The sequence below is a fragment of the Sphaerisporangium sp. NPDC051017 genome (genome assembly GCF_040683095.1).
GTDB lineage: Bacteria > Actinomycetota > Actinomycetes > Streptosporangiales > Streptosporangiaceae > Sphaerisporangium.
This window is the reverse complement of the sequence record NZ_JBFBCI010000024.1, coordinates 13,249-38,408: the sequence shown is the minus strand read 5'-3', so window position 1 is coordinate 38,408 and position 25,160 is coordinate 13,249. Positions and strand designations below refer to the sequence as shown.

Genomic DNA, 25,160 nt, shown 5'->3' with positions numbered 1-25,160 from the left:
CGGTCCGCCCCTCGCCCGGCCAGCGGCGTACCGGGACCGCGCCAAGGCGCACGCCCCGACGGATCCCGAGGTCGTCGTCCGGACCGACCCTCCGTCCCCCGACGGCGACAACTCAGAGCCTTGGCTCGTCCTGCGGGCCGTGGCCCGGATCGTCCTCCGGGCCGTCCGGCGGCGGATAGGAATCGTCCCGTGGCGGCGGCGGGAACGGAGGCTCGCCGGAAGCCGGGAAGCCGGACTCGTCCGGAGGAGGGGTCCGCGATTCACCGGGGACCGGGGGTGGGACGTGGAACCGGCGGACCAGGTCGTCCGCCACGTCGTTCATGCCCTGCGCGCGGAGAAACGCGACGTTCCGCTCGACGAACAGGGCACACCGCGGATTGTCCTCCGTGAAACCCATCGCGCGCAGGAACGCCGCGAAATGGTCCACCGCGGACAGCGGGTGGCCGTTCGCCTCCCCGTCCCCCGCGTGCGCCGCCGACCCGCCCGGCACGGGAAACGGCACGAGATGCTGGAAACGTTCGGGCACGTCCGCGTTGTTCGCCGCGGAGGAGAGCTGGGCGAGAAGGCCTATGTCCTTGACCGCCCGCTCGACCTGGTCGTCGTTCCTGGCGAGATACCAGACGACGGCGCTTCCGGGGTCCTTCAGCACGTCCTCGCTGAGGTAGTCGCGCTTGCTCTGCTCCTCTTTCCTCTGATGCTCCCAGATGGCCTTGTCCTTGCGTATCCCGGCGAGCCGGTCCAGACGTTTTTGGTCGGCGTCGGAGAGCGTCAGCGTCACCGAAAGCGCCATCGCGCGCAGGTATCCGCCCGGGTCCTGTTTCACCCGGCCGAGAACTCCGTTCAGCTCGTACTGCACGAGTGAGGCTCTGGCCGGGGGCCGCTGCTCGGTGACGGCACGGGCACGGGCCACTATCGCCTCGATGGCGAGACCGGCCAGACCGATCATCTCGGAACTCTCCACGACGCCGGTCGGAGCCCAGCGGACCGTCGCAGAGAACAGAAAGTCGTAGTCCGGCTCCGCGCTGGGAAGCGCGATCTGCTGGATCTGCTCCTGCCGGGGCTCCGGCCTTGGAGGGGGCAGGTACGGTTCCGGCTCTGAAGGCGGTGGCGAGTACGGTTCGCGTCCTCCGCCCGCCCGCACGTACAGGACGGCGAGGACCGCGAGCAGCAGGCCGCCGATGATCAACCACGTCCAGACCGGCAGGGGCGCGAACAGCAGCAGCCCCACGGCTATCAGCCCGCAGAAGAGGAAGAAGTAGATCCCCACCGTCCGGCTACCGTGCCTCACGGCGCGTCCTTCTCGATTCATCGTCATGGCGACACCTCAGGCGGCCGGGATGCCCTGGGCGGCATCGATCTTGTGGAGGACGTACTCGGCGAACGCGCGGCGATCCCGCTCGCCGGGTGTGAACGTCTCGCCCGACTCGGCCCGGGGCAGGTCGCGAGCGGTCACGTACAAACGAGACAGAACCTCGTCGCTGCGGTCGGGGGTGATGAGCACGTCGAGGAGCCTGTCGCGATGCCGTGTCCCTTCGAACGCCGCGCGCAGCCAGGACCGCGCGAAGGGCCCCCACTCCTCGTGCGACCGCCCCTCGAAGACGACACCCCACCCGACGGCAAGTCGCTCCCGCACGACGGCGTCCTCGATGAGCGGACGAGCCGACCGCCGGGACTCGGTGACCATCCCCGGATCGCCGACCGCCAGGAACAGTTCGACGTCGGCAACCCGTATCCGTTCGTCAGGAGAAGGACTGGTCAGCCGCTGCAACAGGAGGCGGCGAAGCCAGGCGTCCCCCTCGCGCACCAGCCGCACGAGTGCCCCCCGCGCGTCCGTGGTCAGACGCTCCCGCCGCGCCAGGTGGTGGAGCCGGACGAGCGCCTGAGGCGGATGCCGTACCGCCATGACCTCCGCGCAGATCGCCACCAGAACCTTGGTGAGCGCGGGAGACAGGTTGGTCAGCTTCGACCATTCGTAGATCGTCTTGCGGAAGAACCGACCATGTTCCGGATGCTCAAGGCCATGCTTCAACGCCTGGGAGGCCGCGCGCAGCCGGACCTTGCTCGCCGGTTCGGACGTCCAGCGTTCGACCAGCGAGACGAGGTTCGTCATGTACAGGGGATGCAGGCATTGGCTGGCGAACCGCTCGACCAGAAGGTCACAGTCTTCGTCGTCAAGGCCGCCGGACTCGACGACGCTTCCTACCCATTCCTGAAGATGCCTGCGCAGTTCCGGAATGTGCGCCCAGAAGTGGGCGCGAACCGCCGCGTCGAAACCGGGCTTCTTGAACCGCACGTTTCCGTCGGCATCGGTCTCAGCTTCGATCTCATCGAACCTTACGGCGAGATCCACGTGTTCTAGCGGGGTTTCGTCCTCGTGCCGCGAATACTTCACCAATGCGAGAAGGGCGGTGGCGGCCTCGGACACCCGGTCAGGGTGGGCACCCTGCAGCATGGCCGTGGCCAGCAACAACGCGCGCTGAGGCCCCTCGCGTCGATCACGCACGAGTTCAGCAACGTCCTTGGTGTGATCGGCCATCGCGTCGCGAGCCCACGCGCACCAAGCCGCGAAATCGTCGCCGTGGCCCTCCATCCGCGCGCGAACGACGAACTCGGCGAAGTGACCGATCTCCAGCATCGAACGGCTTTTGGCCAGGAATTCGTCCAGAGCCGGGGCAGGCCGTTGGAACTCCCCGGCAGGAATGCTGGCCAGCCTAAGATGAAGTCGAACCGCCTCCGAGGCCGGAGGACGCGCGATTCCGACGCGATAAGGGTTCAGCTCTCCCCGGAGCCGCTCGTTCCTATGCTCCGGGAGCACGACCACCAGGTGCGCTCCCCGCCGCCGCACGGTGTGGCGTAGCGAGGAGAGTTCGGCGTGCGTCTCGACCCAGAGCGGTTCGGGCACCGTCGAGAGATCGAGCCAGAGCAGGTCCCTGTCGCCGACGTTCTGGGGATTCAGGCGGGGCGACTCGTCCCTGATCGGCAGTTCGTGCAGCTCTTCGGTGCCCATCCGCAGGCCGTCCAAAAGCATCTTCGCGGCCGCGTTTCGGCCGCTGCCTGGCCGCCCGTCCAGCAGGACGGTGCCGCTCGATCGCAGAACGTCCTCCGCCGTGGCGAATCCCGGGGGCGGGACGAAACGCCGCTTCAACCACAGCAGTTCGTCGTCGGCGACGTCGCGCGGCCTCTTACCTCGGGCATCCGCCGCCAGAGCGTACACAGTGATGTGCTGGTCGCCGTCACCATTGTGCACGTTGTTGCCTTGCGGGTTGTACATCTGGGTATTGAACCGGTCGTTCATCGCGCGTCAGTCCTCGTCCTTGCCGGAGAAGTCGAAGCGCTGGTGTATTCCTCCCTGGTTCTCGCCCGAGATGTTGTTCGTCCCGTAGTGCCGGGAGTTGTCGGTGCGATGGTCGTAGTTGTTGGTCGTTTCGTGGCGCGTGATGTGCTGATCACCCTTTCCCATGTGGAACGTTCCTGTGCTGCCGGTGACGACGTTCTTCACGTCCGACACATCGCCGGTGATGTCCCTGGACTGGATCGCCGGGCCGTGGACGTCGGCGACCGTGTTGCCCACCGCTCCGGGTCCGTCGGCCTCCGTGTGACGGCGATCGGCCTTCTTCAGCGCGGGAACGTAGTCGGCGAGTACGTCCCCGATGTGAACGAGATCGACCGAACCTTTTTGCAGGTCGAGGTGCAGGGATTGGGCCTCCGCGAATTGAGCGAGTTCGGCGGGCAGGTCCGCGACGCTCAGGCGATCGGTCCTCCTGCCGTCGATGACGGGAATGACCCGGGTCCCGCTGGCGTACGCCTCGAGGATCTCCCTGCGGACCCAGTCCCGCTCGTCGTGCAGCCCGGGGTGCTTGGACCACCCCGCGCCGACGACCGCCAACAGAACGGCGCTGGACCGCACGCCGTTGATCAGCTCTTCGGTGTACCTCTGGCCGGCCTGGATGGACTTGGACGCCCGGAAAATGCGCTCTTCCCCGAAGCGATGCGAAAGTTCCCGGTCTAGCGCGGCGGCGGTCTTATCGCCGTCGCCGGTGCGGTAGTTGATGAAGATTTCGTGCATGCCGAAGAATCCCTCCGTCAAAGGAACGATCAGTACGAGGTGCTCTTTATGGGGCGATGATGTGCAGGGCGGTACCGAGCCTGGGTGCCAGTGAGCGCACCGACGGGTTGCGGGGGTGGCGAGCCAGGGTGCGGGCCAGGGTTCGCAGGTCGGCGCCGACGGTCGCCGAGCTCACCGTGATCGCGTCGCCGAGCAGCCGTTCTGCGAGCTCGCACGCGTGGTCGATCTCACCGGCCGCGGCGTAGGCGAGCGCCCGCCGCACGCCGTACCGGACCTGTGTGCGCGTGGCGTGGGGTGGCACCTGCGCGAGCTGGGCGTCCAGGATCTCCGCGGCTTCCCGGCAGCGCCCGAGGTCGTGCAGGCACCAGCCGGTCACCATCGAGACCGAGTCCGGCAGGTTGGTGCTGCCGATGACGGGCGCGCCCGCGTCGGACGTGTGCTGCGCGAGCAGCGTCCGGGCACGGTCGAGGCTCCGCATGGAGGCGTCGTAGTCCCCAGCGAGGGCGTGCCCCTGGGCCTCGCGCTGGGCGGCCAGCCCGTGGATGCGCGGCGGCACCGTACCGCTCTGCGCCCGCCGGGCCAGCTCGACGGTCTGCTCGGCCTCTCCCCGGTAGAGCGTGACCAGCGCGCGCCGTACCAGACCGTACGCGGCCAGGTCGCCGTCACCTCCGGCCGCGGCGAGCTCGACGGCACGTTGTGTCCACCACAGGGCGGCCTTCTCGTCCCCCGCCTCCTGCGCCAGCCAGCCGACGTACTCGGCGTACCGGGAGCCCATCTTCAGCAGGGCGCGGCGGACGCGCGTACCGGCGTGCGCCGACAGGTCGCGCAGGACGTGCGTCTGCGCGATGAGGGCGGGCATCAAAAGGCCGGGACTTCCGGTCTGGCCGAGCCGCCGGTACTCGTCGAAGAGCGAGCGGGACGCCTCCAGGAACCTCTCACCGTCGGCGGAGGACGTCCCCGGCCTGCCGATGCTCATCCCGGCCATCGAGGCGGCGCCCGCGACGATCACCTGCCGCCGGCCCACTGTCCGGAACCAGCTCTGCCCGTCGGGCGACAACTGCATGAGCCACACCTCCTCGTCACCGGTGGTCATCTCCGCTTCGGCTTCGGCGTCGGGCAGGGTCGTGCGCGCCAGGGCCGTGAGAGCGCCCTCGGCGTTGAGCTTGGCGTCGCAGTGAGCGGCCAGTCCCCGGCTGGGCGGCTTGACGCCCCGCTCGACCTTGCTGAGCTGACCCTTGCTGTAGTGCACGAGCCCTGCCAGTTGCGTGAGCGTGAGACCAGCGGCGAGACGGCGCCTCCGGAGCTCTTCCCCGAACCGGTTCGGCTGCTGGACCACGCGGACCTCCGTCACTGTCCGCCCGAACAGCCGTGAGTCACGCTTCAAAGAGTGCGTCAGCCCACGTCGCGCGGGCAAGGCGATCCAGGCGTTTCCCGTTTCCTGCTTTCAGGCAACAGGAAACGGCCGTTGCCGTCGAGACCGAACCGGCGCGCCCCGGTAGTAGACATCTACCCCTCGGTGGATGGTCGCCACGCGAGGCCCCGCCGACCTCGCCACCGCACACAACGTCCTCGCGCAGGTCACCGAGCGCGTCAACCACCTGCGCGAAGAACTGCCCACGACGCGGACCACGGTGGGCACCGGCGCGCCGCCGAAACGGTCGCCGCCGCGACGGGCTGGACGACGAGACCTCCACGGGGACGTAGGATCTGGCGCGGAATCCTGATCTACAGGGCGGAGAGTCGGGTGGCCTTGGCGAGGAGACGATCGCGGCTCGTCACCGTCGACGGGGTGGTGTATCGGTGGCGGGTGCGTCACCGGCCCACCTACGCCCAGGCGAACGGGTGGGGTCCGTTGACGTTCGCGGTGGAGCGTGCCGAACGGCCGGGTCGTGTGCTCGTGGTGTCGGCGCCGTTCGCGCACCCGGGGAACTGGATGTCGCTCCCGAGCGCGGTCGTTCGCCCTTCGACGGTGGCGGCGAGCGTGCGGACGGCCATCCGGGCAGGGTGGGCGCCCGGCGACAACGGGCGGCCGTTCCCGCTCAGCCTCGCGCCGGAGGATATTTCGGCATTCCGCCCTGATCCCAGCTGACCATCCATCCGGTTGAGGGCTTCGGACGCCCGACGCGTCCCGCCCGGCACGTTGACCATGACAGGGGGATCGAGAAGGTGACGGTGGAGACGCGGGCTGACTCGCCGGCCGTGACGGTGGGGCGTCGTCGGCGGCGGTGGGTGGGTGTGCTGGTCTGGGGGCTTGTCGCGCCGTTCGCGGTGTGGGCCGTGCTGCGGCTGGTTCCGGCGGACGTGCACTTTCGCTGGGTGCAGCTCGTCGCGTTCACGCCGTACGCCGCCCTGGCCTCGGCGATCGCCCCGATCGCCGCGCTGGTGTCGCGCCGCTGGACGGCGCTGGTCGTGAGCCTGGCGGTCAGTGTGTCACTCGCGGTGTGCGTCCTGCCTCGTGCGTTTCCGTCCGGGGAGGCGGCGCCCGATGGACCGTCGCTGCGGGTCCTCTCCTCCAATCTGCTGGTCGGCTCGGTTCCCGCGAGCGCTCTGGTGGACCTCGTGCGCAAGCTGCGCCCCGATGTCCTGACGGTTCAGGAGTTGACGCCCCAGGCCGCGTCCGCGCTGAACAAGGCCGGGCTGGCACGGTTGCTGCCGTACAGGACCGAGCGTCCCCGACCCGGGGTCGGCGGCTCGGCGATCTACGCCCGGCATCCCGTCACCCCGGGGCAGGCCATCGAGGTCGGCGGCTTCGGCCAGGCGGAGGCCACCGTGGACGTGCCGGGCGCGGGCCCGGTCGGCGTCGTGTCCGTGCACCCGTGCGCGCCCGCCCGTCCGGACAGGCACCGGTGCTGGGCGGAAGGCCTGGCGGCGCTCCCGCCTCCCGGCCGGACCCCGCGCGTCCTGGCGGGCGACTTCAACGCCACCTTGGATCACGCGCCGGTGCGCGAGCTGCTCGCCGAGGGGTACGCGGACGCCGCCGACGCGACGGGCGACGGGTTCGTGACCACCTGGCCGTACCGGCCATGGCACTTCAACGGCTTCGGCGTCCCGCCCGTGGCGATCGACCACGTTCTCGTCGGTCCGGGGGTGGGTGTGCGCGCCTTCGGTGTGCACCCGGTGCCGGAGACCGATCACCGGGCGGTGTTCGCGGAGCTGGTACTTCCCCGCGTCGGCTGATGTCCCGGCATTTCAACCTTTATCCGGTCGCGGAGCCCGGGGCCGCGGGCTGCATGTGCCCGTTCTTCGCGCCCGGGGTCAACACGCTGCGCGCGGCGTTCCTGGAGCCGGAGATGCGCGCGTTCTACCGGGACCGGCAGCGCTGGGTGAACGCGATCTGTGATACCAGATCAGCGGCCCGGTTGGCCGCATCCAGGGTCGCCCACCTGACGACCCGGCCGTCCACCGGACGGGAGCGTTGGGTATGACGTCACCCATGCGAGGAGTGCGTCGAGGCGCGGACCCACGGGGCGGGTACAACGGGGGTGCGGTCGTGGCCGGTGCGCAGGGTGCGGTGCCGAGCGGGGCGTCCCTCGACTACTACCTGATCGCGGCCGACGACGACGGCGGAACCGCCCGGCGGCCGGCCGGAATCCTGGTCGAGGAATTCGTGCTCGCCGACGACCACACCGCGACCGGCCTCGACAACGCCGGATGGACCACCGCGGACGGCGGCTGGTGGAGCTCCGCCGCCCTCGGCCGTGAGGTCCGTACGAACCCGGACCTACGCCGGCGGATCACCCCGATCGACCGCCACGACGCCGAGACCGTGTACCGGCGCCTCAGCGGACGCCCCCTGCCCGCCGAGGCGACGCTGCGCACCTACTTCCGCGACACCGCGCCGCTGCCCCACTCCCCTCCCCTGGTCTTCACCCCTCCGGAGGTTCCCGCAGGCTTCCACGAGGAACGTCTCTACCGCGTCCTCTTCGCCAACGACGTGGACGACGCCGCTCTGAGCCGCCTGCACACGGCCTGGACGGCGTCCGGCGACGGCTCACGGGCGCGCGTCTCCGGGGCGTCCCACCTGCACGTCCCCCCGGACTCCTTCAGCTGGCGGCTGCACCAGATCGGCCCGGGCATCGCCTGGTGCCTCGACGTGACGGCCCTGCTGGGCGGCCGATCCGCGGACGTCCTGGCCGCACTGCTCAGGGAGCTCACGAAGATGGTCCGCCTGGAAGGGCTGATCCCCGTGACGATCGAGCGCCTCTCCTGACCTGAACGGCCGCCCGCGCGGCGCTCGCCGCGTTCGACGCGCCGGCGCGGCCGTTCACGGCGTTCCGCGGTCCCGGCCGCTGCCCCACGTGAGCCGGTACAGGACGATGGCGACGATCGCCCGGGCCGCGGTCCCGGCCGCCATCGCGGCGACGGCGGGGATCCGGGTGGCGAGCGTCCACACGCACAGGGCGTAGGCGATCATGCCGATCGCGCCGAGCACGGCGCCGCGCGCGTCCTGAGCGGCCAGGATCCGGTTGCGTTCCTCGGTCTCGATCAGCGTGAGGGTGGCGGCCAGGACCGCCGGGAAGGCGAGGAAGATTCCGCCCTCGAGCGGACCCCAGCGGCCGCCCACCCAGCCGGAGACCATGGAGACGACCGCCCCGAAGGCGAAGCGCAGCGCCATGGCCGCCGGTGCGATCTGGCGCAGCTTCGCGGGCTCGATCTGGATCTTGTCCGGGGGGCTCATCTGATCAGCAACCAGCCGATCGCGGCCACGGCCGCCCACACCGCCATGGCGACCACCGAGCCGGCGATCGCGCCCAGGCGTTCCTCCAGAGGCGCCGCCGTCGCGCAGTACGCCACCAGCGCGACCGCCCCGACGATCATCCCCAGCGCGGACTGCGCGACGTGCCGGCTCCCCATGAACACCAAGGTCACGCTCATCCCCGCCAGGGCGACGGCCGGGCCCGCGGCGAAGATGCCGGCGAAGCGCTTGGGGCTCACCATCTCGCCGATCAGGGCGAACACCGTGACGAGCAGGCCCCCGCACAGCCCGCGCAAAGCGATCGACCACGCCTCGCTCACATGCTCGCCCCCTCGGCCCCGAGTCGCCGCCGGAGCGGGTTCCCGCGTCGTCATCGCGCCGCCGGAGCCCCCTCGGCCCTGCGGCGCGCGTCGCGTTTCCGGTATCAGTTCCCATCCGATCTCCCGGCAGCACCAGGCCGTTCCCAAATCTGGCCGTTCGTTGGGACGGGGCGGCCGGGCGGACCTCGGATCCTGACTCAAGGACATTGCCTTAGTAAGGCGACCGCCTTAGAGTGGGAGCGCCCGGTCTTCGAGCTGGAGGGACACGATGACTGCCGACGCGATCCCCGACTTCCCCTTCGACCGCGCAACGGCGTTGGAGCCGCCGCCCGAGCTGGCGGAACTTCGCGAGCGGTGTCCGGTCGCGCACGTACGGCTGCCCAGCGGCGACGTCGCCACGGTCGTCACGCGGTACGACGACGCCCGTACGGTGATCGCGGACCCGCGGTTCACCCGCGACCTCGCGCGGGAGGGCGCGGCGCGCATCTCCACCACCGAGGACGGCGGCCTGTTCAACCGTCCCAGGCCGGACGCCGAGAACATGACCGAAGGGGCGGGACACCAGCGGTGGCGGCGGCTGCTCAGCCGCTCCTTCACCATCCGGAAGATGGAGGCGTGGCGGCCCCGGGTCCAGCAGATGACCGACGAGCTGGTGGACGCCATGGTGGCCAAGGGCTCCCCCGCGAACCTCTCGTCCCAGCTGGGGCTCCCGCTGCCGGTGCGTGTCATCTGCGCGCTGGTCGGCGCGCCGAGCACGGACCAGGACAAGTTCGCGCACTGGTCCCGTGTCATGCTCACCCTGACGCGCTACACCCAGAGTGACGTGGACGGGGCGTACCGGGACTTCGACGCGTACGTGTCCGATCTCGTCGACCGGAGGCGGGCCGACCCCGGAGACGACCTGCTCAGCGAGCTGATCGCGATCACCGACGCCGAGGACGGGCGGCTCAGCAAGGCCGAGCTCATCGTCACCGTCCGAGGCATCCTGCTCGCGGGCCACGAGACGACGTCCAACATGATCGCGATCATGGCGGCGATGCTGCTCTCCGAGCGGGAGCGGTTCGAGGCCGTCATCGACGATCCGGCGCTGATCCCGGGCACCGTGGAAGAGGTCCTGCGCCTGGACACCACTCTCGCCGCCATCGGCGGCATCCCGAGGTTCGCCACCGAGGACGTCCAGCTCGGCGAGACCCACGTGCCCTCGGGGACGACGCTGATCCCGAACCTGCCCTCCGCCAACCGGGACCCGCGCAAGTTCCCCGACCCGGACCGGTTCGACCCGCTCCGGGAGTACAACCAGCACCTCACCTTCGGCGCGGGGCCGCACTTCTGCCTCGGGCAGCCGCTGGCCAGGCTGGAGCTTCAGGTCGTGCTGGGCACTCTGGCGCGGCGGCTGCCGACCCTCAACCTGCGGGACGCCCCCCAGGATCTCCGGCTGCGCACCGGAGGGATGTCCGGCGGGCTGGAAGACGTGTGGGTGACGTGGTGAAAACCGCGGCACGGTGAGCGGCCGGCCGGGGCGTGTCCCGCGCCGTGGCCGACCCCTCTCGCGGCTCTCCCGTGAGCCACGCGCCGTCACCTGCCTCGTGAGCTCAGGTAGGCCGCCCTTCACCCTCGTCACCCTCGTCGCCGGAACACCGCGCGTGGGCGGCCGACCGGTCGGTGATTAAGATGGACATCTAGGTCGTTCTGGGTACCCTGGCCCGACGACCGCCCGCATGACGATCTGCGGGCCACTCCGGCGGGCGGCCCTCCTGAACCGGAGCGAACGAGGACGAGACCAGGGAGCGGTCATGAAGGTCGGTGCGGAATGACACTGTCCGCGGCGGCGACCACACTGTCTCCCCGCTCGCTGATCGCCCGGGACAAGATCATGAACACGGCGGAGCGACTGTACGCGGAACACGGGTTCGCGAACGTCTCCGTCAGGAAGATCGGCGAGGCGGCGGGCCAGCGCAACAAGTCCGCGGTGCAGTACCACTTCACGTCCCGCGACGAGCTCATCCAGGCGATCCTGGCGCGGCACGCGGCCGGGATCGAGAGGCACCGGATCCGGATGGTGGCCGCGCTCGACCCCTCGGGCCGGGTGACCCGCCGGGAATGGATCACGTGTGTGATCGCGCCGGCCATCGAGCACCACATCGAGCTGGGCACACCGTCCTGGTACGGGCGGTTCCTCGCGCAGGCCGTCGTGGACCCCAATCTGCGCGAGTACGCGATCCGGGCGCACCTGGACGCCCCGTCGTTCCGGCGCCTGGAAGAGATCCGGCGCCTGCAGGGCCGCAACGACGATCCCGAGCTGTCCGAGCAGTACGGGGCGATGATCCGCCAGCTCATCGTGCACATGTGCGCCGAATTGGAGGCCGACCTGGCGCACGGGCGGGTCGGCCCGGCCGCCGCCGAGCGGTCCTGGCGGCGGCTGGGTGAGAACCTGATCATCGCGGTGTGCGGGCTCAGCACGGCCCTGCTCGGAGACCGCTGACCCGCTCGGCGCCGGGGAGCGCGGCGTCGTCTCGCCGCGCTCCCCGGCGGGGTCAGCGCACGAGGCGCACGAACCTGCGCAGTTCCTCCGTGAACAGTGCCGGCTGCTCGAAGGCGGCGAAGTGGCCGCCGCGCTCGGGCTTGTTCCAGTACCGCAGGTCGCGGTACACGCGCTCGCCCCAGATCCTCGGGGGCCGGTACAGCTCCTTGGGGAACACGCTGACGCCGACGGGCAGGTCGAGCTCCTGGGTGATGTAGTCCGTGGCGAGGCCCTCCCAGTACAGCCGCGCGGCGGAGGCGGCGTTGTCGGGCACCCAGTACATCATGATGGTGTCGAGAATCTGGTCGTAGCTCCAGATGCTCTCGGGATTCTTACCGCTGTCGCTCCAAATGGCGAGCTTCTCGTAGATCCAGCTCGCCTGACCGACCGGAGAGTCGGTCAGGCCGTAGGCGAACGTCTGCGGCTCGGTCCGCATGGCCTGGGAGAAGGCCGCGCCATTGGCCCCGTGCTCCGCCATCTGCGCCAGGGCCTCCTGCTCCTCCGATGTCGGCTCGGGCGACACCGGCGCGCCCATCAGCATCGGGAAGTTCAGGTGAACCGCGGCGAGTTCCCTCGGCCGGAGCTTGCCCATGAAGGTGGTGACCGTACCACCCCAGTCACCGCCCTGGGCGATGTAGCGCTGGTAGCCGAGCCGCTGCATGAGAGTGATCCAGGCCGCGGCGATGCGCGCGGAGTTCCAGCCGGTCACCGTGGGCTTGCTGGAGAAGCCGAAACCGGGCATGGACGGCACGACGACGTGGAACGCGTCCTCGGGCCGCCCGCCGTAGCGGGTCGGGTCGGTGAGCGGTCCGATGACGTCCAGGAACTCGACGACGGAACCCGGCCAGCCGTGGGTGAGGATGATCGGCGTGGCGTCGCGATGCGGGGACCGCACGTGCAGGAAGTGGACGCTCACGCCGTCGATCAGCGTGCGGTACTGGCCGATGGAGTTGAGCCGGTTCTCCAGGCGCCGCCAGTCGTAGCGAGTGCGCCAGTACTCGACCAGCCTCTGCAAGCGGCGCAGCGGCGTGCCCTGCGACCAGTCGGTCACCAGTTCTTCGACCGGCCAGCGGACGTTCGCCAGCCGGTAACGCAGGTCGGTGAGGACCGACGAGGGGACGTACAGGCGTAGCGGAGTGATCGCCTCGGTGGCGGGCGGCAGGTCCAGCCCCCCGGCCGTCACCGTGGCCGTCCCGGCGAACGCCGGTGAGGCGTTGGATAGCGCCAAGGCCGGCGGCGCGGCGACCGTCGCCGCCACAAGACCCTTCAGCACTCCACGCCGTGACGTGGCGTGCCCTTCTTTCGACATGTGCACTCCCTTGCGCGCGCCGGCCGCGACCGACGACGAGAAACCTTTGTTCGACGCGTCGACTAGGACGTTAGGAAAGCACACCTGAAGAATCAAGAATTGCCGTTCGTCTCTGGGGCACCCCCTACCACTGCGCCCACAGCACCGTGCCCGAGTGCGGCCAACGGGCGCGAACCGTCACAGCCGCGCGGACATGGCGCCTCGGATTCACGGGACCGCGGCTCGTGCGGGCGCTCCCCTGTCATGGCGTCATTGTCACGCAGCGCACTTGACACTTCAAATTCGCCGTGAATTGGCGTAATTGAAGCCGCGAATACAGCCATCCGAGCCGGCGGGCATCGGTCGCGGCCGGTTCTGGCGGCCTGGTTCCGCGAGGCGGAACTGTCGGTGCCGTCCTCTACCTTCTGGAGCAGTGACCCCGATCGACGGCCTGGACCGATGGCCTCGATCGATGACGAGGAGGCTCCAGTGTTCCGCCAGGGAGACATTCTGATCATGCCGGTCGCCGCCGAGTCGGTGCCCGCGCATCTCCAGGCCGCGCCCCGTGACGCGCGCGGCCGGTTGGTTCTGGCACTCGGCGAGGCGACGGGGCACGCGCACGCGGTCCCGGGTCCGGGCACGTTACTGCTGAGCCGCGATTTCGGTTTTCCCGAGTTCCTCCACCTGCCCGACGGCGGGCGGTTGGTGCACGAGGAACATGCCGCCATCTCCCTGCCCAAGGGGTGGTTCCGGGTCGTACGGCAACGCGAATACGTGCCCGGCTCCTACCACCGCTACGTCGCCGACTAACGGCCACGCCCTTCCCTGTCGCCACAACCCGTCGGCCACGGCTCCCATCCCCGCAAATGCCGGACCGCCGGCTCCTGGCAACCGCCTGCCCCACCGCTCACCCGAGAGCCTTGGAGCCACCACTCACCTTGGCACCTTTCAGGCCGCCGCTCGTCCCCGAAACCCCAGGTCCATCCCACGTCCTGAGGACCGCCCTGATGTCCGCCAGGCCTACGACTCACCCCTGACAATCGAGGAAAGCCATGAGCACCCCTGCCCTCTCCCCTGAGCCGGCCGCGTATCTCGCCGACGCCGTGACCAGGTGGGATCTCGCCGCCCATGCCACCGGCCCGGCGGACCGCGCCGCCGCCGAGGACGGCGTCCGTGCCGCCTATCGCGCCGCCGGTCTGCCGGAACCGCAGCAGATCGTCTGGTTCCGCTCGCCGACCCAGGCCGCGGTGGCGGCCGTCGCCCTCTCCGGCGACCCGGAAGCCCGCGGCGTCATGCGCGAGTTCGACGTCCTCTCCCCGGCGCTCCTCGAGCTCGATACCGGGCCGCTCGTCCGCGACCGCGTCAGGACCGAACCGTGGGAACGCGTGCGCGCCCAGGCGGCCGCCGCTCTCACGCCCGCCGGCTGGGCGGCGGCCTGGGAGTTCGTCGGCACGGGCTTCTGGCCGAGGGTGAACCGGTTGGTGAGCGAGATCCGGCGAGGCGTCGGCCGCCTGGCCATCGCGCCCGCGCAAGCCGGCACACCCGACGCGTCTTCCCGCCGACCTGAACCGGACGACCGGACCCGTCCGGCCGAAGCGGACGGAAAAATCGAGGCACTGCTGCGGCGCGCCACCCTCGACGCCGTGCTCGGCCAGCACGACGCTCCCTGGCTCGCGTTCTTCGACGCCCTTGGGCGAGCCTCCGTGGTGGATCTCACCCCGCTGAGCGGCATGATCCAGGTGTCCAGGGAGGCCGGCTGGTGGTGGCCCTTCGAACGTGTCGTGCTGATGTGCGAACGCCCGTCCGAGATACACCGCGACGACCTGGGCCGCCTGCACCGCGCCGAGGGGCCCGCTCTCGCGTTCCCCGATGGTTTCGCCCTGCACGCCTGGCACGGCATGCCCGTCCCCGCGGACTTCGGCGCCGCCATGGCCGACCTGTCCGCGCCGCGCATCCGGCAGGAGCCCAACGCCGAGCTACGGCGGGTGATGCTCGAACACTACGGGTTCGATCGGTACCTGCGTGAGTCCGGCGCCGCCTCCGTCCACAAGGACGACACCGGGGTGCTCTGGAGGGCGGAGTTGGGCGACGACGAGCCCCTCACCATGGTGGAGGTCGTCAACTCGACCCCCGAGCCCGACGGCACGTACCGCACCTACTTCCTCCGAGTACCGCCGTGGGTCACCACCGCCCGCCAAGGCGTCGCCTGGACCTTCAACCTCACCTCCGAGCAGTACACCCCACAACAACAAACCTGACCGCCACCCCCCGCCTGACCGGGCAGGAGTACGACCCGCTGCTCTATCCGGTCAGTGTGGCCAGGTGGCGGGGACGCGTTCGAGGAGGCCTCCTGCGAAGGTGCTGTAGAGGTCGAGGGGTTCGAGATGCACGTATCCGATGTGGCAGTCGCATACGGGAAGGGGGCACGGCCGTGGCCGGAGGGCGCGCAGGGCCGAGCCGTCGTAGAGGTTGCCGATCGTCCGCGTGACGAAGTGGCACCGCCGCACCGTGCCCTCGCCGTCGACCGACACCACGCTCTCGCCGGTACGGCACGGCAGCCCAAGGCTGCGGTGCGGCCGCCTGCTGTAGCCGAACAACGGGTCGATGGCCGTCCAGAAGGCCGCCTCCTCGTCGGAGTAGACGTGCCCCTCGGCGGCGTTGATCCACAGGTACACCTCGGCGGGCAGGTCCTCCCGCAGCCGTCCGGCCGGTTCGGCATGCTCGGGCAGACCGACCACGCCGACGCTGAAGCGCACCCCTCGCGCGAGCAACTCGCGGCACTTGGCCAGGAACCGCTCGTGCGTCACCTGGCTAGGGTGGTAGGTCACCCAGAGGGCGAGCGTGCGCGGGTCCGCGTCCGCGAGCCAGCTCAGCCGGGTGCTCAGGTTGGTCTGGATCGCCACCCTGCGCACGTGCGTCAGATGGCTCAGGTCCACCATCGCCGCACGGTACCACGACCTGACGAGCCCTTCGCCCCACGGCGTGAACAGCACCGAGATCGGGAAGTCCTGCGCCGCGATCCAGGCGGTGAAGCGGGCGAGCGCCTCACGGTCGGCCCGCAGCCGAGCGGGGCTGTCGCGACGCTTGGCGAAGGGGCAGTACGCGCAGTCGTAGTCACAGCTGGCCAGCGGGCCCCGGTAGAGGATGGTCAGCTCGGCCGGCCTGACGCTCGGGTCCGTCGGCCTGCTGCTCAGGTCGCCGGACTTCGAGGCGTCTTCCACAGGCAGCGAATGCACGTGCCGCGGCGTGATGTCCCAGATAGACAGCTTTGGCGGGTCAGCGAAGGTCATAGGAGTTCATGAGGGCGCGGACCCGGGGCGAGAAGAGGGCGGGGCCGATGGCATCGGAATAAGTCATCCCCTCCGGGGTGAGGCGCACGCGGGCGGAGTCCTCCTCCACCCAGCCGCGCGAGGCGAACGCGTCCAGGGAGAAGTCGTCGAGCGGGTCGGCGCCGAAGCGCTCCTTGTAGGCGGCGCGGTCGAGGCCTTCGGCCTGGAGCAGGGACTGGATGAGATGGCGGCGCCGCCGTTCGAGGTCGTCGAGCGCGAAGCCGACGTTGGCGACGGCGAAGGCGTCGCGCGGCAGGCGCACGAACTCGTCGATGATCGCGCGCACGTGCCGCACGCCCACGGCGTACTCGAAGGAGTAGTGCAGCCGCGACGTGTAGGACCGCGCGCCGCAGCCAAGGCCGACCATGCCGTCGCTCTGACACTGGTATTCGGTGGCGGAGGTAGTACCCGGAACCCGGAACATCCGCATGGATACCTGTTCGTACCCGGCGGCCAGCAGGTGGTCCCGGCCCTGGCGGTAGAGGGTGAGCCGCTGGTCGTCCCAGTCGTGCGCGAGCAGCCCGAGCCCGGTGAGCGGCCGGACGTACAGCGGGTAGAGGTAGATCTCCTCCGGACGCCAGGCTAGGGCGGCGTCGAGGGAGTGGCGCCAGGTGGCCGGCGTCTGGCCGTCGATGCCGTAGATCAGATCGATGTTGAGCACGGGGAACGCGGCCTCGCGGATGGCGGCCAGCGCGGCCTCGACCTCGGCGCGGCGCTGCGGGCGCAGGGCGGATCTGGCCTCGGCGTCGATGAAGCTCTGCACGCCGATCGAGACCCGGGTGGTGCCGCGCTCGGCGAGGACGGCCAGGCGGTCCGGCGTGGCGGTGGCCGGGGAGGTCTCGATGCCGAGCGGGATGGCCGGGAAGTCGGCCCCCATGGACCGCTCGGCCAGGTCGAGCAGCCTGGCCAGTTCCTCCGCTTCAAGGTAGGTGGGCGTGCCGCCGCCGATGGCCGCGGTGGCGAAACGCGCGCCGGGCGGCAACGCCTGCCGGACGGCCTCCGCCTGATTCTGGAGCGCGTCGAGGTACGAGGCCACGAGGTCCGCCGGGGCTCCGGTCCTGGTGAACAGGTTGCAGAAGCCGCAGCGCATCTCACAGAAGGGGACGTGCAGGTAGAGAAAGAGCGCGTCGGTGCGCTCGTCCGCCCAGACCTCCCGCAGCGGGGGCCTCGGGTCCAGCGGACGGTAGGCCGTCTTGTGCGGATAGGCGTATACATACCCTTCGTAGGGCCTCACGTCCACTCCCCTCGCTGGAGCACGAATTCGCCGTAGGGCACCGTCCAGACGACCTCGTGGCCGATGCGATGACCGACATATCCGTCTTCGCCGTAGGCGGTGCCGTGATCGGAGCAGACGATGACCAGGCATGGCCGTCGCGCGCTCATCAGCGCGAAGAGGCGGCCGATGTGCCGGTCGACGTACTCCAGCGCGGCGGCGTGCGTCGCGCGCGAGTCGCCGGTCGCGCCGGGCAGGTAGAAGTGGTTCGGCTGGTGCAGCGCCGACACGTTGACGAGCAGGAACACCGGCTCCGCGCGGTCGCGCACCGACCGCTCGGCGCACGCGATCTGCTCCTCGAAGGAGGCAGGCGAGGTGACCCCGAAGGAGGGCCGCCAGTGCGACTCGGCGAACAGCGACGGCAGCGCCGAGCCGAGCGGTGTCAGCTTGTTGAAGAAGCCGACCCCGCCGACGCACACCGTGTGATAGCCCGCCTTGGCCAGCCCGCCCGGCAGGTCGGCGGCGTCGAACACCCAGGTGCCCGGGGCGGTGGTCTCGCTTCCGGGGAAGGCCGCGGCGAAGAGCCGGGGGTGCGGGCCCGGGCCGGCCGGGGTGGGCAGGAACCCGGCCAGGATCGCCGCGTGGGCGGCATAGGTGAAGCTGCCCGGCGCGTGCCGCCTTTCCCACACGCCGCCCGGCAGCACGCTCGCGAGCGTCGGAAGCCTGCCCCGGCCGAGCAGGCCGGCCGCCACGTCGTAGCGCAGGGTGTCCAGGGTGACCAGCAGCAGGTCGTGCGTGCCGATGATCGGGCCCATGTCCCTCATGCCGCGCTCCGGGCCGCGAGGATGTGGTCCACCTGCGCGGCGTAGCAGTCCAGACCGGCGGCGCCCGCGTCGGGCAGGCCGGTGAGCCGGGGCAGCAGGTCTCCGAAGGCGTTGACCTCGGCCACGGCGAAGCGGCGCCAGGTGACGCCCACCATGAGGTCGACCCCCACCATGAGCGAGCCGGGGAAGCAGGCGGCCGCCCGCGCGCAGACGCCCATGGCCCGCTGCCACCCGTCCGCCCCGAGCCGGGCCCGGACCCGCTCGATGTCGCCGCGAACGCCGCCGAGGTGCAGGTTCGTCATCGGCACGTGACTCGCACGCACGACGGCGTGCGTCGGCAGCCCGCCGATCACGACGACGCGAAGATCGAAGACGCGCCCGCCGGACGACGCCTTCGGGAACCACCGCTCCACGTGCAGCCCGTCGGGGGCGAGCCTGTCGATGATCGCCGCCAGGTCGGCCTCGTCGGTGTAGGTGCGCACGCGCAGCGAGTTGTGCAGTTCGAGGCCGTCAGGACGGGCGTCCCCTCGGCCGCGGACGAGCTCGACCGAACTGACCGCGCTGATCCTCTGCCCGCTGACCTGGAGCGCCAGGATTCCCGAGGCGGACGAGCCGTGGGCGGGCTTGACGAACACCCGGCTCCAACCGGCGCGCGCCATGCTCTCACGCAGGCCGGAATAGCCGGTGATCGGCGCGGGCAGCGCGGGCGGCACGGGCACACCCGCGGCCCCCAGGCGGGCGTGGGCGCGCCGCTTGTCGAACATCACGGCGATCTCGCCGACGTCCCCGAGCAGCCGCGCGCCCGGCGTCCGCGCCACGGCCCGCCGCACACGTTCGAGGCCGCGCACGAACGCGGCATGCCAGGACGCCCCACCGCCGACCCGGGTCGGGTCGCCGGGGCCGCGGAGCAGCACGTCCGCCTCGGTGTCCTCGCCGGGTGAGTCGACGCGGACGTACGCCCGCTCGGGGATGCGGAGCTCGGCGCCGGCGAGCACATCACGCCAGGGGACGACGAGCGGCCCGGGCAGGCCGCGCGTCCGCAGGGCCTCCGCGAACATGGTCACCCGCCGGTCGCCCGGCGTGCCGACGACCACGAACGGCGGCGCCGGGCCGGGCGGATCGGCCGACGCCGGGGCCGCCCCCGCCGTGTCGAGCACCGTCACTCGGACACCTCGATGAAGCGCCAATCGTCATCGGGATTCTGCCGGTCGGACAGGTCGACCTCGACTCCGCCGAACGCGCCCGCGAGCTTCGCGGTCATCTCTTCGCTCAGGAAGTGGTGACGCAGGTTGAGCCGCTTGAGATGAGTGAGCGGCTGGCCGGACAGCAGCGCCTCGGCGCCCTCGTCGGTCAGGGCGCCCATGGACAGGTCCAGCGACTCCAGCCGGGCCACGATCGGCGCGGTGGCGATGGCGACGGCCACCTCGTCCTGCCGCTCGCTGTCCTGGAGACCCAGGTGACGCAGCGCGGGCAGGCCACCGCCCGCGAGGATCGGCGCCCAGTCCTCCGGCCCGGAGTCGCCGTGGTAGTTCTCTTCGCCGAGCCACAGCTCCAGGTGGCGCAGCGCGGGCAGGGACGACGCGCCGATCGCGCGGACCACCGCCGCGGGCAGCCCGCCGGACTCGAAGCGGAGGGTCTCCAGCGACGTGTGGGTGACGGGCTGGAGCTCCAGGCCCTCGCTGCCACGCACGTCCAGCCGCTTCAACCGGGGGTACGCGGTCAGCAGGGGTGTCACGTCGGCCTGGCCGATCCAGGAGATCTCGGACTCCTCGCTGACGTAGTCGCCGAGGAAGATCGCCTCCAGCGCGGGGAGCCGGTGTGCCGCCTCGACGAGCAGGCCCACCGGCACGGCGGCGGTGTCGCCGTCGTGGCTCCACCCCCACGAGCCCACGACGAGTGCGCGCACGACGCCGCAGTCGACCTCGTCGAACAACTGCTGGAAGCTGCCGGCGATGCCCTCGCCGTCCTCGTCGGGATCTCCGCCGACGCGCCACGCGACCTGCGAGGCGCCGCGCGCTTCCTCGTCGCCGGCGTCGCGGACGCGAAGGCCGTGGAATTCGGTGAGATGTTCGTGGATCACAAGGACTCCTCAACAAGGCGGGGGAGTCAAGTTCTAGCAGCCACCGCCGACAATTAAGAATCTATGAGCGCGCCGGGCCGGCCCGCTCGAAATCCACGGAACCGCCGCTGCCCGCTCAGGCCCGCTAGAGATGAGCGATGAGCGCGTAGCGCTCGTCGTCCACCGGACCGCCCCACAGGTCGGCGTCGTCACCGAGTGGTTCGACGCGCAGGCCGGCGACGAGCGGCCCCACGGCGAAGGCCAGCTCATCGGCGCCGACACCGCCGCTCCACCGCAGCGATCCGGCTCCGGACACATAGGGCCGCCCGGCCTCACCCCAGCGTCCCTCGACCAGCACGAGGCGGCCGGCGGGACGGAGCCGGGCGACCCACGCGCGCAGCGCCGCCTGCGGGTCGGGCAGCGTCCACACCACGTGGCGGCACAGCAGCAGGTCGAACCGCTCGCCGCCGGTGGGCGGATCGGCGGCGTCACCGACCAGGAACCGTCCGGACAGCCCGGCCACCGCCAGCTTCGCCCGGGCGTGTTCGATCATCCGCGGCGCCAGGTCCACGCCGGTCACCCGATGCCGGGCCGCGGCCAGCAGCACGGACAGAGAGCCGGTGCCACAGCCGACATCGAGGACGTCGGCCGGAGCGGGGGGCGCCCAGGCGCGCAGGCGCCGGTCCCACGCCGCGCGCGTGCGCTCGGCCCGCAGGCCATGGTCGGGCTCCTCGTCGAACGCGGCCGCGGCGGCGTCCCAGTAGTCGGTGATCGCGGAGGTGAGGTCTGCCATGGCGACGATCCTCGCAACGGCCACCGACAATGCGCTCCGGCGGCCCGGTCAGCGGGCCTTTACGGAGATTCCGCGTGCTTCCGGTCAACCTGGGGTGGGCCCTAGGGAGTGTCAGGGGGTGGCTGTCACCGACGAGAGGAGACCGGGTGGACGCGGACTTCGCGGAATTCGTGCGGCACCGGGGAGAACATCATCTGAGAACGGCGGTCCTGCTCACCGGGGATTGGCACGCGGCCGAGGATCTGATGCAGTCCTGCCTCGGCAAGCTGTACAAGGTGTGGCATCGGCTGGACACCAGCAGCGAGCCGGACGCCTACCTGCGCCGCATTCTGGTCAACACCCACCGATCCTGGTGGCGCGCCCGGTGGCGCCGTGAGATCCCGCGCGCTGAAATGCCCGAACTGGTCCCGGTGACGTGGCGGACGCGCGGGCCGTGGCCGAGGACGTTCGCAACGCGCTGGGGAAGCTGCCCGCCAGGCAGCGCACGGCCCTGGTGCTGCGTTTCTTCGCCGACCTGCCCGAAGCGGAGGTCGCCGATCTGATGGGCTGCTCGCCGGGGACGGTCAAATCCCACACGCACCGCGGTCTGCAGGCGATGCGGCGGCTGATCTCACCCGAAACGGTGGTCAACCGAACCGAGCGCCAAGGGAGTGGCATCCGGTGAGACACCTACAAGAGGAGCCGTCCATGAACGAGGAAGAACTGCGCACACTGCTCATCAAGGCCACCGCGGATCGGCCCGCGGGCATCGATCTGATGACGGCGGTCGCGCGAAAGCCCAGCCGGGTCCGGTCCCTGGTGCCGATGCTCGCCGCGGGCGGTGTCGCCGCCACGGTGGGGGCGACCGTGCTGCTGCTGCCCGGGAACCAGCCCTCGGCGCAGGCCCAGGTGGCCACCGCGGTCGAGAACACCGGCAGTGAGAGCTACCGCATCCACGTCGACGCCGGCATCAAGAAGGCCGATGGCGCCATCGATCCCGTCCGGCACGTGGGCGAGCTCACGGGGAGCGGAGGCACGACCGACACCCGCTTCGTCGGCGACCTGATGTACGTACGGGAGCCGGGCGCGGCGAAGTGGACGGTCTACCCGCGCGGCGAGTCGGAGAGGAAGGACGTGCCGCCGGCCACCGCCCTGGTCAAGCTCGCTCCCCAGGACCCTCAGGCCGCCCTGCGGCAACTCCGCTCGGCCACCGACGTGCGGGAGAGCGGCCCGGCCTCCGGCCCCGGCTGGGCGGGGAAGCGGTTCACGTTCTCGCTGAAGTCCGAGGGGCCCGGCTCCGGCAAGGAGCAGAGCACGTCCAGCCCGGCCACTGGTTCTGTGGACGTGGACGACCAGGGGCGGGTCCGGCGCCTGGACATCACCTTCGCTGACAACGGCCAGCGGGACGTCATGGACTTCAGCGACTTCGGGATCCCGGTGACGGTCACGGCCCCGCCCGCCGACGAGGTCCAGCAGCCCCCGGCCGACAAACCGGCCGACAAGCCCAAGCCCACCGGAGAGCCGACCGACAGGCCCACTGACAAGCCCACCGGAAAGCCCTGACCGGGCGTCCGGCACCAATCGACCTGGCCTGGACCGGATCTCCCGGTCCAGGCCACGCGTTCGGCGGCCCGGGCGGCGGTCCGGATGGCGGCGACCGTGACGGGGGTCCGGTCGCCTCAGCGGAACGACCGCCGGTAGGCCGCGGGCGTCGTATCGACGGCGGGCCTCGGCGCCCGCACCGTCGTCGTCGCCCTGGTCGCGATCCCGCGCACCACGGTGTCGTATGGCTGGACGCCGTTCAGGGGCATATCGTCGTGCCGTCGGGTGTGCGTGGTGGTCCGGGAGGTCTTGTGACGACGTACGACGTGGCGAAGGTACGGACGCGGTTCCCCGCGCTGGAGGAAGGCGCGGCGCACTTCGACGGACCGGGCGGCTCCCAGGTGCCCGACGCCGTCGCGGACGCCGTGGCCGCCACGCTCAGGTCCGCCGTCGCCAACCGGGGATCGCGCACCGCCGCCGAGCGCCGCGCCGACGAGATCGTCATCGCGGCGCGCACGGCGATGGCCGACCTCCTCGCCGGCACCCCCGCCGGCATCGTCTTCGGCCGCAGCATGACGCAGCTGACCTACGACCTGGCCCGCGCCCTCGCCAAGGAATGGGGTCCCGGCGACGAGGTCGTGGTCACCCGGCTCGACCACGACGCCAACATCCGGCCGTGGGTGCACGCCGCCGAGGCGCGCGGGGCCACCGTGCGCTGGGCGGACTTCGACCGCGAGAGCGGCGAGCTGCACGTCGAGGCGGTCGCCGGGCTGCTGGGCGACCGCACCAGGCTCGTCGCCGTCACCGGCGCCTCCAACCTGCTGGGAACCCGGCCGGACGTCCCGGCGATCGCCGAGCGCGTGCACGCCGCCGGAGCCCTGCTGTTCGTGGACGGGGTGCATCTGACCCCGCACAGCCTGGTCGACGTCGGAGCGCTGGGCGCCGACTTCTTCGCGTGCTCGCCGTACAAGTTCCTCGGCCCGCACCTCGGCGTGCTCGCCGCCGACCCTGGCCTGCTGGAGCGCGTCCACCCCGACAAACTGCTGCCGGCGACCGACGCCGTGCCCGAGCGCTTCGAGCTGGGCACGCTGCCGTACGAACTGCTCGCCGGGACGACGGCGGCGGTCGACTTCCTGGCCGGCCTGGTACCCGGCGACGGGAGCCGCCGCGAGCGCCTGGTCCGCTCCATGGACGCGCTGGAGCGGCACGAGCAGGCCATGCTGGAACGGCTCGACGGTGGGCTGGCCCGTATTCCCGGCGTGCGGCGGTACGGCTCGCCCGGGCGCGGGCGCACGCCCACCGCGCTGTTCTCGGTCGAGGGCGTGGACTCCGCCGAGATCTGCGAGTTCCTCGCCGCGCGCGGGGTCAACGCACCGGCCGGCAGCTTCTACGCCCTGGAGTGCAGCCGGTGGCTCGGCCTCGGCGACGCCGGAGCCGTCCGCGCGGGAATCGCCCCGTACACGGACGAGTCCGACGTCGACCGCCTGCTCAAGGCCCTGGACGAGCTCACTTCCTGAACCCGCCCGCACCGCCGCCGGGCCATAGTCCCGAGAGAGCGAAACCCCGCCGGACCCGGGCACGCCGGCACGGGCATGTCCGCCTAGTCGCAGACGTGGCGGAGCCGGCAGAGCTTTCCGGCCATCGTGCGGGCGTCCTTCACCAGCGGGCGGAAGTGGGAGGGCAGGAGGCGCGAGGTCACCATGCCCGTCCCCGAGTAGAGGGCGAGCGCCCGCCCCTTCCTGACGACGACATAGCGCACGCGGGACTCGAAGAAGAAGCCGCCGACGCGCAGGGCGTCGTCGCCGATGGCGGTCTTCTTCCACTTGTAGGAGTAGCCGTCGTGCCCGGTTCCCTTGTGGGTCGCGCACCGCTCGAGGTCGGCGCGCAGCGAACTCATGGCCTTGCGCGCGGCTGACCTGTCACGGTAGATGATCACCTGCTCGGTCGTGTAATCGTTCTCGACGGTGTGGGTGATGCCGCGGGCCGCGGCGCGGCCCTTCGGGGCCGGGTCGTCGCCACAGGGGTTCACGTCCAGGCGCTGGCCCACGCGGTCGCTGACGTGCCACGTCTCCCATGGCTTGGACGGGCCCGCCGCCTCGGCCTCGTACAGCAGAAATCCCTTGGGCAGGACGCCCCCGGCCACCGCCCCGGGCCTCGCGACGGTGCCGGCCGCCCCCATGGCCTCGCCTCCCGTAAGTCCGATCACCGCGGCCACACCCGCCACCAGCATCAGCGCTCTGCGCATTTCGCCCCCCCATCGATCGGCTGATGTCAGGTTGGACGCCTCTTTCCCGCCGAATGTTCGGGCCGTGTCCGGGACCGGTCATCGTTCCCGGACGGCCTGTTCCCGCTTCCCGCCCCGAGGTCCGTTGACGTCGGGGTTTCTTCACGACGCTCCTTACTCGGTTCCGGGCCCCCGTCGACCGCCTTGTTCGTGACGTTAAGTGCCGGGTCGATTTCTGAATATCCGTATCGACATCCGTATTTATACGGAAAACAGCCTCGGCGAGCCGCCACCCCGGGGGCTCTG

At 71.0% G+C, this 25,160-nt stretch carries 27 protein-coding genes; 12 read left to right on the top strand and 15 right to left on the bottom strand.

The genetic code is table 11. The annotated features are described in order from the left end of the window. Window positions 1-112: 112 nt before the first annotated feature. The 4 genes from AB0M95_RS20275 to AB0M95_RS20260 form a co-directional block, all read right to left on the bottom strand. Window positions 113-1,288 (bottom strand): hypothetical protein, encoded by a 1,176-nt coding sequence (locus AB0M95_RS20275; protein WP_363766636.1) that lies wholly within the window; start codon window positions 1,286-1,288, stop codon window positions 113-115. Between the two features lie 36 nt (window positions 1,289-1,324). Continuing rightward, entirely contained in the window at window positions 1,325-3,007 is a 1,683-nt protein-coding gene (locus AB0M95_RS20270; protein WP_363766633.1) for a hypothetical protein, read from the bottom strand. 294 nt (window positions 3,008-3,301) lie between these two features. Continuing rightward, window positions 3,302-4,066 (bottom strand): TIR domain-containing protein, encoded by a 765-nt coding sequence (locus tag AB0M95_RS20265; protein ID WP_363766631.1) that lies wholly within the window; start codon window positions 4,064-4,066, stop codon window positions 3,302-3,304. 46 nt (window positions 4,067-4,112) lie between these two features. Beyond that, window positions 4,113-5,402: a helix-turn-helix transcriptional regulator gene (locus AB0M95_RS20260; protein WP_363766628.1), complete on the bottom strand. Its 1,290-nt coding sequence runs from the start codon at window positions 5,400-5,402 to the stop codon at window positions 4,113-4,115. 184 nt (window positions 5,403-5,586) lie between these two features. On the opposite strand from AB0M95_RS20260, the gene AB0M95_RS20255 reads away from it, so the two are divergent. After that, entirely contained in the window at window positions 5,587-5,790 is a 204-nt protein-coding gene (locus AB0M95_RS20255) for a hypothetical protein (RefSeq protein ID WP_363766625.1), read from the top strand. Window positions 5,791-5,890: 100 nt separating this feature from the next. Here AB0M95_RS20255 and AB0M95_RS20250 read toward each other — a convergent pair whose 3' ends face one another. Continuing rightward, on the bottom strand, window positions 5,891-6,061 hold the full coding sequence (locus AB0M95_RS20250; protein ID WP_363766622.1) for a hypothetical protein: 171 nt from the start codon (window positions 6,059-6,061) through the stop codon (window positions 5,891-5,893). 177 nt (window positions 6,062-6,238) lie between these two features. On the opposite strand from AB0M95_RS20250, the gene AB0M95_RS20245 reads away from it, so the two are divergent. The 3 genes from AB0M95_RS20245 to AB0M95_RS20235 all read left to right on the top strand — a co-directional run bounded on the left by AB0M95_RS20245 (window position 6,239) and on the right by AB0M95_RS20235 (window position 8,276). Then, on the top strand, window positions 6,239-7,243 hold the full coding sequence (locus tag AB0M95_RS20245; RefSeq protein ID WP_363766619.1) for an endonuclease/exonuclease/phosphatase family protein: 1,005 nt from the start codon (window positions 6,239-6,241) through the stop codon (window positions 7,241-7,243). Further along, the gene (locus AB0M95_RS20240) at window positions 7,243-7,491 is read left to right on the top strand and encodes a hypothetical protein (RefSeq protein ID WP_363766616.1); all 249 of its coding nucleotides are present in this window, start codon (window positions 7,243-7,245) and stop codon (window positions 7,489-7,491) included. Before AB0M95_RS20245 ends, AB0M95_RS20240 begins: the two co-directional genes overlap by 1 nt. A 65-nt stretch (window positions 7,492-7,556) precedes the next feature. Beyond that, the gene (locus AB0M95_RS20235) at window positions 7,557-8,276 is read left to right on the top strand and encodes a hypothetical protein (protein WP_363766614.1); all 720 of its coding nucleotides are present in this window, start codon (window positions 7,557-7,559) and stop codon (window positions 8,274-8,276) included. Between the two features lie 54 nt (window positions 8,277-8,330). On the opposite strand, the gene AB0M95_RS20230 is transcribed toward AB0M95_RS20235, so the two are convergent. Beyond that, complete coding sequence (locus AB0M95_RS20230; RefSeq protein WP_363766611.1) at window positions 8,331-8,744, bottom strand: DUF3147 family protein; 414 nt, start codon at window positions 8,742-8,744, stop codon at window positions 8,331-8,333. Next, window positions 8,741-9,082: a DUF3147 family protein gene (locus AB0M95_RS20225; RefSeq protein ID WP_358514305.1), complete on the bottom strand. Its 342-nt coding sequence runs from the start codon at window positions 9,080-9,082 to the stop codon at window positions 8,741-8,743. The genes AB0M95_RS20230 and AB0M95_RS20225 overlap by 4 nt, the downstream gene beginning before the upstream one ends. 268 nt (window positions 9,083-9,350) lie before the next feature. On the opposite strand from AB0M95_RS20225, the gene AB0M95_RS20220 reads away from it, so the two are divergent. Both AB0M95_RS20220 and AB0M95_RS20215 read left to right on the top strand, forming a co-directional pair. Further along, on the top strand, window positions 9,351-10,571 hold the full coding sequence (locus tag AB0M95_RS20220) for a cytochrome P450 (protein ID WP_363766607.1): 1,221 nt from the start codon (window positions 9,351-9,353) through the stop codon (window positions 10,569-10,571). Between the two features lie 321 nt (window positions 10,572-10,892). After that, window positions 10,893-11,564 (top strand): helix-turn-helix domain-containing protein, encoded by a 672-nt coding sequence (locus tag AB0M95_RS20215; protein WP_358514301.1) that lies wholly within the window; start codon window positions 10,893-10,895, stop codon window positions 11,562-11,564. 52 nt (window positions 11,565-11,616) lie between these two features. Here the strand turns inward: AB0M95_RS20215 and AB0M95_RS20210 are convergent, their stop codons facing one another. Then, window positions 11,617-12,912 (bottom strand): epoxide hydrolase family protein, encoded by a 1,296-nt coding sequence (locus AB0M95_RS20210; RefSeq protein WP_363766603.1) that lies wholly within the window; start codon window positions 12,910-12,912, stop codon window positions 11,617-11,619. 468 nt (window positions 12,913-13,380) lie between these two features. Here AB0M95_RS20210 and AB0M95_RS20205 point away from each other — a divergent pair, with 468 nt between their 5' ends. Both AB0M95_RS20205 and AB0M95_RS20200 read left to right on the top strand, forming a co-directional pair. Continuing rightward, the gene (locus AB0M95_RS20205; protein WP_363766600.1) at window positions 13,381-13,701 is read left to right on the top strand and encodes a hypothetical protein; all 321 of its coding nucleotides are present in this window, start codon (window positions 13,381-13,383) and stop codon (window positions 13,699-13,701) included. 242 nt (window positions 13,702-13,943) lie between these two features. Then, window positions 13,944-15,149: a DUF6745 domain-containing protein gene (locus AB0M95_RS20200; RefSeq protein ID WP_363766597.1), complete on the top strand. Its 1,206-nt coding sequence runs from the start codon at window positions 13,944-13,946 to the stop codon at window positions 15,147-15,149. 51 nt (window positions 15,150-15,200) lie between these two features. Here AB0M95_RS20200 and AB0M95_RS20195 read toward each other — a convergent pair whose 3' ends face one another. From AB0M95_RS20195 to AB0M95_RS20170, 6 genes are all read right to left on the bottom strand, one after another. Continuing rightward, the gene (locus AB0M95_RS20195) at window positions 15,201-16,085 is read right to left on the bottom strand and encodes an STM4011 family radical SAM protein (RefSeq protein WP_363766815.1); all 885 of its coding nucleotides are present in this window, start codon (window positions 16,083-16,085) and stop codon (window positions 15,201-15,203) included. An 82-nt stretch (window positions 16,086-16,167) separates the two neighbouring features. After that, window positions 16,168-17,454: an STM4012 family radical SAM protein gene (locus AB0M95_RS20190; protein ID WP_363766594.1), complete on the bottom strand. Its 1,287-nt coding sequence runs from the start codon at window positions 17,452-17,454 to the stop codon at window positions 16,168-16,170. Further along, on the bottom strand, window positions 17,451-18,257 hold the full coding sequence (locus tag AB0M95_RS20185) for an STM4013/SEN3800 family hydrolase (protein ID WP_363766591.1): 807 nt from the start codon (window positions 18,255-18,257) through the stop codon (window positions 17,451-17,453). Before AB0M95_RS20185 ends, AB0M95_RS20190 begins: the two co-directional genes overlap by 4 nt. Next, window positions 18,254-19,420: an STM4014 family protein gene (locus tag AB0M95_RS20180; protein ID WP_363766588.1), complete on the bottom strand. Its 1,167-nt coding sequence runs from the start codon at window positions 19,418-19,420 to the stop codon at window positions 18,254-18,256. Before AB0M95_RS20180 ends, AB0M95_RS20185 begins: the two co-directional genes overlap by 4 nt. Next, entirely contained in the window at window positions 19,417-20,337 is a 921-nt protein-coding gene (locus AB0M95_RS20175; protein WP_363766585.1) for an STM4015 family protein, read from the bottom strand. Before AB0M95_RS20175 ends, AB0M95_RS20180 begins: the two co-directional genes overlap by 4 nt. 124 nt (window positions 20,338-20,461) lie before the next feature. After that, the gene (locus AB0M95_RS20170; protein ID WP_363766582.1) at window positions 20,462-21,109 is read right to left on the bottom strand and encodes a class I SAM-dependent methyltransferase; all 648 of its coding nucleotides are present in this window, start codon (window positions 21,107-21,109) and stop codon (window positions 20,462-20,464) included. A gap of 29 nt (window positions 21,110-21,138) precedes the next feature. Here AB0M95_RS20170 and AB0M95_RS20165 point away from each other — a divergent pair, with 29 nt between their 5' ends. From AB0M95_RS20165 to AB0M95_RS20150, 4 genes are all read left to right on the top strand, one after another. After that, window positions 21,139-21,651, top strand: a complete 513-nt coding sequence (locus AB0M95_RS20165; RefSeq protein ID WP_363766579.1) for a sigma factor — start codon at window positions 21,139-21,141, stop codon at window positions 21,649-21,651. Beyond that, window positions 21,543-21,773, top strand: a complete 231-nt coding sequence (locus AB0M95_RS20160) for a sigma-70 family RNA polymerase sigma factor (protein WP_363766576.1) — start codon at window positions 21,543-21,545, stop codon at window positions 21,771-21,773. The genes AB0M95_RS20165 and AB0M95_RS20160 overlap by 109 nt, the downstream gene beginning before the upstream one ends. A 23-nt stretch (window positions 21,774-21,796) precedes the next feature. Beyond that, window positions 21,797-22,651: a hypothetical protein gene (locus AB0M95_RS20155; RefSeq protein WP_363766573.1), complete on the top strand. Its 855-nt coding sequence runs from the start codon at window positions 21,797-21,799 to the stop codon at window positions 22,649-22,651. A gap of 290 nt (window positions 22,652-22,941) precedes the next feature. Next, window positions 22,942-24,147: a cysteine desulfurase-like protein gene (locus tag AB0M95_RS20150; protein ID WP_363766570.1), complete on the top strand. Its 1,206-nt coding sequence runs from the start codon at window positions 22,942-22,944 to the stop codon at window positions 24,145-24,147. Window positions 24,148-24,230: 83 nt separating this feature from the next. Here the strand turns inward: AB0M95_RS20150 and AB0M95_RS20145 are convergent, their stop codons facing one another. Beyond that, entirely contained in the window at window positions 24,231-24,875 is a 645-nt protein-coding gene (locus AB0M95_RS20145; RefSeq protein ID WP_363766567.1) for a hypothetical protein, read from the bottom strand. Window positions 24,876-25,160: the final 285 nt, after the last annotated feature.